This is a genomic window from Embleya sp. NPDC005575, from assembly GCF_040605455.1.
Lineage (GTDB): Bacteria > Actinomycetota > Actinomycetes > Streptomycetales > Streptomycetaceae > Embleya.
In genome coordinates this window covers 1-7,375 of record NZ_JBEXCV010000262.1, presented here as the reverse complement: position 1 = coordinate 7,375, position 7,375 = coordinate 1, and the positions used below count along the sequence as shown (strand labels likewise).

General features: G+C 63.5%; 2 protein-coding genes and 2 pseudogenes. 2 read left to right on the top strand and 2 right to left on the bottom strand.

Translation table 11 applies throughout. The features are described 5' to 3' along the window. Nucleotides 1-226: 226 nt before the first annotated feature. Nucleotides 227-2,638 (bottom strand): NucA/NucB deoxyribonuclease domain-containing protein, encoded by a 2,412-nt coding sequence (locus tag ABZS54_RS41265; protein ID WP_355548066.1) that lies wholly within the window; start codon nucleotides 2,636-2,638, stop codon nucleotides 227-229. A 2,382-nt stretch (nucleotides 2,639-5,020) separates the two neighbouring features. After that, nucleotides 5,021-5,281, bottom strand: a pseudogene (locus ABZS54_RS41260) (integrase core domain-containing protein); the annotation flags it as partial. A 395-nt stretch (nucleotides 5,282-5,676) separates the two neighbouring features. Here ABZS54_RS41260 and ABZS54_RS41255 point away from each other — a divergent pair. Further along, nucleotides 5,677-6,912, top strand: a complete 1,236-nt coding sequence (locus tag ABZS54_RS41255) for an ATP-binding protein (protein WP_355548063.1) — start codon at nucleotides 5,677-5,679, stop codon at nucleotides 6,910-6,912. Between the two features lie 45 nt (nucleotides 6,913-6,957). Next, nucleotides 6,958-7,375 (top strand): annotated as a pseudogene (locus ABZS54_RS41250) (hypothetical protein); the annotation flags it as partial.

The window sequence follows — 7,375 nt, the reverse complement described above, 5'->3', positions numbered from 1 at the left end:
GCCCTGTCTTCATGCATGGATGGCGTCGGTATCACTCCAACGAGACGCCAAGTCCTATAAACCGACACCAACTTCGGTAAGACAACGGCTACTGAAGAAGGCGGCTGGAGAGGCGAGCCGTTGGTAGTCGACGTTTGCCAGGACCTGGGGCCAAGTCGAGGCCGAGGCTGCGGGCGGGCGGGGCGATTGCTGGACTCCCGCCCGCAGCCGTGAGCGCTCTTCTTGGTCAGGGTCCCTTGGGTATCAGCGTGTCGAAGCGATGTGCGGCATCGATCCGCTTTCGTGCGTTGCGGAGCGCCAGGGCTCTTCTCCTTTCCGGGGGTACGTCGTTCCATGTGGCGGGTGTGAGCGGTATGTAGTCGTCGCTACAGACCCTGGCTTGCCATGGCACTGCTTCTTCTTTCATCGTGGTGTGGTCGATTCCGATGCATCCTCCGGTGAAGATCTGTTCGGTTGAGAAATCGTTGTGGGGCGGACTCATCTGGTAGGCAGGTTCCCTCGTCGGGTATCCCAGGAACGATTGCGGTCCATTCAGTTCGCCGTAGGGGCCGGCTACGAATGCCCAATGGATGCCTGCGTCCGGGTGGTAGGTGAATATCAGGAAGGGCACCAGGCCGCCCTGGCTGGGGTCATCAATAGCGGTGATTTGAACTCTGCCCCCGTCCTCTGATGACGGGTATTCGGGTCCCCTCGGGTATCCACTGGCTCGTTCGGCCCCGTATTCCAGCCACTTGGCTCGAATGCCACCATGGATCCAGCCGACCGCTCCCATGGGGTGCCAATAGATCGAGTCGTCGTCGTACCCTACTCCAGGCTTTCGGAAATGATTGTAGCGTCCGGCGCCATCTGGGGTAGCGGTTTCGTCGGTTGTCGGATATCCCGTTGCCGTTTCCCAGCCGGAGATTTTCCACGCGTCACGGATATCTCCGCCGATCTGATGGGCTCCGGTGTCGGCGCTGTAGTAGATGGAGTTTCGTTCGTCCGCATCTCCCAGGAAGCGGAAATGGTTGTATCTGCCGATACCGTCGGGGGTTCCTGATTCATCCGTGCTGGGATAACCCAAGCCCTTTTCCCACCCCATGGATGCCCATTTGCCACGGATTGCCCCACCTACTTGATGCGCGCCGCCCGCTGGGCTGTAGTAGATCGAATTGTCTTCAGAAGAGTCTCCCAGGCTTCTGAAATGATTGAAACGACCTGCGGCATCAGGCGTGGCGAGCTCATCGGTCGCCGGGTAGCCGATTCCGCCCTCCCAGCCCAGGGTCGCCCATTTATCGCGTATGGCGCCTCCGATCTGGTGGGCACCCGAGCCGGATGTGTAATAGATCGAATTATCCGGTGCGGCATGATCGAGCTTTTGGAAATGTGTATACGCTCCCTGCCCATCGGCAGTGATCTCATTATTGGTCACGGGGTAGCCAAGAACCTCCGGGCCCCCGAGTTGAAGGTACTTGTCCAGGAGGCTGCCACACGTCCCGAACTCGCCCTTGCCGTAATTTTCGTCAGGACCTTCACCGTCATCATCGTCACCCGGATCGAAGGAATCCTTCGTATCTGCCGACAGTGGGGTCCTGGGAACAGGGAACGTGCGGCAGCGCACGTTGCTCGGTGGGTTCACGACCGGGCGGGGCGCGGGCCCGGAGCCGGTCATTTCTACGTAGAAGTTGTCATTTTCTAGAATTCTGTGTTGATGATAGAAAGCCTTGAGAAAGTCACCTCCCTTTCTGTTGTCCGGGCCTGGGATCGGGCGAATGGAATATGCATCCCTATTGTTTCGCGTGCCCTGTCTGGTGCTGGCGAACGGGTATTCGTCGCATTGGTATCCACCGTTCGTATAGGAGGGCCCCCAGTGTGTGACACAGGAAGCGACGGAACTGTTTCTATTTTCCTGAGCCAGCGGGTTTCGTACGCGCGTCAGAGGAACTTGCGAGCTGATCGATCCGGGAATCTTCTTGCCTAAGATCTTCGGATAGGTGTTCTGCGGCTCATTCTGCGCCGTCCATATATGATCCGCAGCATTCAGGGACGCCGGATCGTTGCGATCCATGAAGAATATCTCGGTTGTCCTGTCGAAGACACAGCCCGTGAACTTTCCTACGTAATTGCCGCCCTCGTCACAGCGGAAGCCGTTTCGACTGAAACCCAGGTCCGGTGGTATCGCAGTGGGTACGCTCAAATGGGAATTGAAGTCGTACTTGATCACCTTGTCACCACCCACGCCCGGTCCCTTTGCCAGGATAAATGTAGCGGAGGTGACTCCCGCCGTTTGCCATTCGGCGATTGGCATCGTTGCGCCGTTGATGGTTCCGGGCGCCATGTCACACGGCAATCCTATGGGCATTATCGATAGACAGCCGAAATTGAGCGTCATGGAGTCTGTCAGCCTGACCTCGCCCACGTGCTTCCAGTCACTCAGGACCATGTTGAGGGCTATTTTCCGACTGCCATCCTCGTATCCACGGCCGAAAGTGGTAGCCCTGAAGAAGGATTGTCCTACAGTGTCGCAATCACCACCGCTTTGATTGCAGCGGACGTGGTTTACCTTGATCTTCTGGGACTGGCAGTAGAAGTAGTGGTGCAGCGCGAGCCCGAATGGGGACGTAGATTCGGCATTTGTCGCGCATTCCTGCAGGGTCATCTCTCTCGGAACGTACGGAGGCCAAGCCGCCGCTCGAGCGTCCGGAGGGCGCTGGAGTAGACGGACGCGTTCACGCAGTTGCTCCGGAGTGGGGCGCGGGGCCCCATTTTCGTCTGTCTCTGATGCCGGAGTGCCAGGAGTGGCCTCGACGGTCAGGTACGACCTCGAACCGGCAGGGTGCGAAGCCGGCCCGTCCCGATCTGTTGGGGTCGAACGCGGCGAAGTGACGGGTGCCGGAGCGGATCCTTCTGTGGCCTGTGATGGAGCCGTGGGAGCCACTGGCGGGGTGGACGTGGGTGTTACGGGAACCACAGGAGGATCGGAGGGACCTGTGAGATCCGACGGAGTCGCGCCGGGAACCCTCGGTTTTACGGTTGTGGAGGGAGGCGGAGGACTTCCATCGCTCGCTGGGGGCGCTTTCCACGAGGGCTGCTCGCTCGCCGGCGGCGCCGGCGGCGGTGACGTTACGGCCGCTGCCGGAAGTGCGCCAGCAAACTGTGGGGCAATCAGAATTGCGCTCGCAAACGCCAGTATCCTTGCTCGAGTCATATGTTTCGGTGCATTTCGAGCGTCACGTATTTGCACTCGCGATGTCTCCGATATTCGAAGCAACCAACTGTCTCGGACAAGCTATCCAGGCGAGAGTGTGTGTGCGTAGATTGTTTCCGGACTTTTTATGCGAATCCGTAATGCCCTTAAGGTGGTATAGAACGGGTAGCCGTAGGAAGTCCGACCGGCGGTCGTCCAGGCGAACTCCATCGATGTATCCGGACAGCAGTTCCCGAGTCTTTTCCGTGCCGGATGCCTTGCGACGGTTGAGACAGCCTTGATCGACTTCCGCAGTGTGAACCTGCACGGGGTGTGGTGCCGTCACAAGGCCCCGTGTTGTGCCGGTGGTGCGGCCTGCGGCTTGTATTCGCCTGTCCGACCTGCCGCTACCGTTCGCAGGGCGCAGCATTGCCATTGGCCAACGGGCCTTGCCATCCGCGGCTCTACGGCTGCTGCCGCCGGCGCCCACTCTGGGCGAGCCACCCTTGGGGTGATCGGGCAGGCCGCCGATCGGGGGCGCATTGCCCTGGCGGCTTTGCGTGACGATGCTCCATCTCGCGGACAGAACGCCATAGCGGCCACTTCGACGGGTGTCGACATCGTGTTCCCGATCATGGCCCCGGTGCACTCACGCCCGGGGGCTGCCAGCCCCACGGCCGGCTCCGAAGCGTGGCGCGGTCGTTGGGCCTCGCGGCAGAGGCCGTTCGTTGCCCGGTACTCACTCCCGCACGCCATTGCCCAAAACGCCGCAGCCGGGAGAAAGGGCTGTCTATGTCTGCGTGCGCAGGCGGGAATGCGGGCGAACGGCCGCGTTATACCCCACGCGCCGAGCCGCCCGAGGACGATCGGTTGCTGCAAGAGCTGGCCCAAGGGCGATGGGAGCCTCTTTGGCCTTGAATCTGGTTCGACTAGGATTTCCAGAACTGCAGAAGCCAGTATTCGAAAGGATTGGGGTTGATTTCGAGCAGCATTCCAGGTATTGAAGTAGGAGCATCCCCACGGCCGCGACACGCTACGCGAGTCCTATATTCCCCTGGCTGAACCTCGAGATGTTCGCCATACTCCTCACCCATGAGATCAGTAACCATGACATACCCATGAGGGAAGCAAATATTAGCATCGATAACGCTCTCCCAGATATCACGAGAGAGCGGGTCGGGTGAACCTGACCAGAACTCCACAGTGACAGAATTCCAAAAATCGTTACCCCCCGACAGTAGTCTGATTGTGTGTTCCCCAAATTCGGCAATTTCGGTGATAGTGAATCCTTCCGGGTCCTCCGGGTTGTGATCACCGTCCTCGACGGTGAGGACGCCGTAGCTGACGCAGGCTCGGCAGTCCGAGGAAGCCAGGAGATGAGCGACGCTCGACACAAGTAGACCCTTCAGTTGTCCTGTGCAAAAGGAATTTGCCCAACGGGCTCGTCGATGATATCCCGCATCTCCCAGCTGTGGAGTACTTCGGTCGACTTACCCTAAGACCATGCTATTTGCGCTCTCTGTGACAGCGAGCCCGACTGGAAGAGGATGCCGTCAGGGTCCAATGTCTTGACGCCGGTCGGCTTCGCCGGCGCGTCGCGAGAGTTTGTCGCGAACGCCATCGCGGTGAAGGAAGATGATGACGCCCGCCTCGTCCAAGAGCGATGGATCGAAGCCCGACAGACCTGGAGCGGTGAGAGCGGGCGTTGGCGCCCGTCATCAGGCGGGACACGACGACGGGGATCTTGTGTGGCGGAGCGGTGTGGTGGTGAGGTGGGTTGATGGCTGGTCTGGGGTTTCGTGTGTTGGTTGGGAATCCAGCGGGTGGGTTGGTGGTTGAACCGCTCCGGGTTCGTTAGAGACTCGGGTTTGTGGCGATGACCTGTGGTTTTGGCTGTCTCTGGTAGTGCTTGGCTTCGTGTTCGGCGGGTGGGACGTGGCCGATCTCACCGTGGAGGCGGGTGTGGTTGTACCAGTCGATCCACTCGGCGGTGGCGAGTTCGACGGCGGCCAGGGTGTGCCACGGGCCTCGGGGTTTGATCAACTCTGTTTTGTAGAGGCCGATGGCGGATTCCATCAGGGCGTTGTCGAGGGCGTCGCCGACGGATCCGGCGGTGCCCTCGCGCGCGAGGTTGTGAGTGTGCGGTGTGGTGTCAGCGGGGTGGGTGACAGCGCTTCCGGTCTCGGTTTCCCTTTGTTGAGCTGGGCTTTGTCCGGCTGAACGCGGGATTTTTGGCTGTCACGGGGTGACCGATCTGCTGTCGTGGTCCGCCCAAGGTCGCTAGCACATGCATGTCCCGGCTGACGCGGGGATGCACATTCCTGTGTCGCTCGGCTCGAGGGCGGGGTGTGTTTGCGGGTGTGAGTGCGAAGTCGTCTCCGCCGCCGGTGTCTTCGGCCCCGGGCAAGTCCCGCACGCCGTCGCCTGCCGCCGCACAGGCGTCGTCACCCGCGTCCGTGTCCCGGGACCGGGCCCTGACACGCCGGTTGGTGGTGTCTTGTCTTCTCGCCTTGGACGAGGCCGGGACGTTGGAGACGGTCCACGTCCGGATCGCCGCCGCCACGTCGGGAGTGTCGCTGCGCACCGTCTGGCGTTGGCTGGCCGCGGCCCGACAACCGGAGCCACCCGAACCGTCCTTGGGTCGTGTCGCTTTCATGCTCACCGACCGGTTGTGGTCCCGCTTGTCGGACCTGGGCGGGAACGTGAAAGCGCTGCACTCATGGATGCACGACCAACCCCAGGAGGCTCTGCCCGGCCGAGAGGCCGGGTGGGTGCCCTCGTTGACGACCGTGCATGACGCGGTGCGCCGAGAACTGCGTGCCGGCCGTGTTCTGGAGGTCTCCCTGCCCGCTCACGCCCGCCGCGACCCGGAACGCTACGACCGTGCGTTGGCCGAACTGGCATTGCCGGGCACGGTCGACGAAACCTGCCGCCCCGTGCCCACACCCCGACCCGGCGTACCTGCCGGGCCCCGGGAGAGCGACCCGACGCCACCCCCGCCGTTCGCACACGGCGCGCGCCTGTACACACCCGGCGCGCACGCGGTGTCGACGCGCCAACTCGGCGAGGTCACCGAAGCACTTGTCCACACCGTCGCCGCCCGCGGGATCGTGTGCGTGTACGGGGATCCCAGCCACGGCAAGACGGTCGCGCTCCACCAGGCGCTACGCCTGCTCCCGCGTCGCGTCCCGGTACACCGCGCGCTGGTGCCGGTGAAGCCGGCCCTGCCCCAGCTGCGGGCCGCGCTGCTCACGGCGTTCGGCCTGCCGGCCACCCACCTGACGAACCGCACGGACGCGGCCGACCGCGCGCTCCTGGACGCCCTGAAAGCCCCGGGCGTGCTCGTGATCGACGATGTCCAACGCATCGCCGCCCCCGAGCTGGACTACCTGCGCCTGCTCGTGGACGCCCCCACCACCCACACCAGCCTGGTGCTGTGCGGCGCAGGCGCCGAACGCACCCTGACACGTGCCCCCGCCCTGGCCTCCCGCGTCCTGACCTGGCAACACACACCCCGCCTCGACACCGCCCAAGTTCCGCGCGTACTGCGCCTTTTCCACCCCCTGTGGGATGCCGCGGCCGACGAGGACCTGCTCCACACCGACCGGGCGCACGCGCGGGGGAACTTCCGCACCTGGGCGAAGATCACCTCCCACGCCTACGCCGCCCGCAGCCGCGACCCGGGCACCGCGGTGGATCGCGCGCTGTTGACCCGGGCCTGCTCCCACCTCGGCCCCAACCCCTGACCCATCGCCGATCCACCGCTCCCACGGGCAGGAACGAGGACCTCGATGAACACCACCGCCGCCGACGGCGCCGCCCGGGAGCCTTCGACATCCCCGGCCGTGCCCGCCCTCGACACCGTGTCGTCGACCGCCCTGCGGGCTCCGGCCGTTCGCCGCCTGCTCGCGCTGCGCGCCGAACGCCGTCTCACCCGCGCGCACGTCCACGCCACCGCGCAGTGCCTGAACGTCTCCGACCGCACGGTGTGGCGTTGGCTGGCCGATGCCACCACCACACCCGCCACCGCCGCACACCCGGGCGCCCGCCGCGGCGACCGTTTCGAGATCACCCCGGACATTCGGGTGTTGCTGGCGTATTGGCGCGGCAACGCCTCCGCGGTCCACCGTGAGTTCCTCGCCCGTGCCCGTACGGCCACCGGGCCGGGCGCGACGGCCGGCGACGCCGCCTCGCCACCGCCCCGGCCGG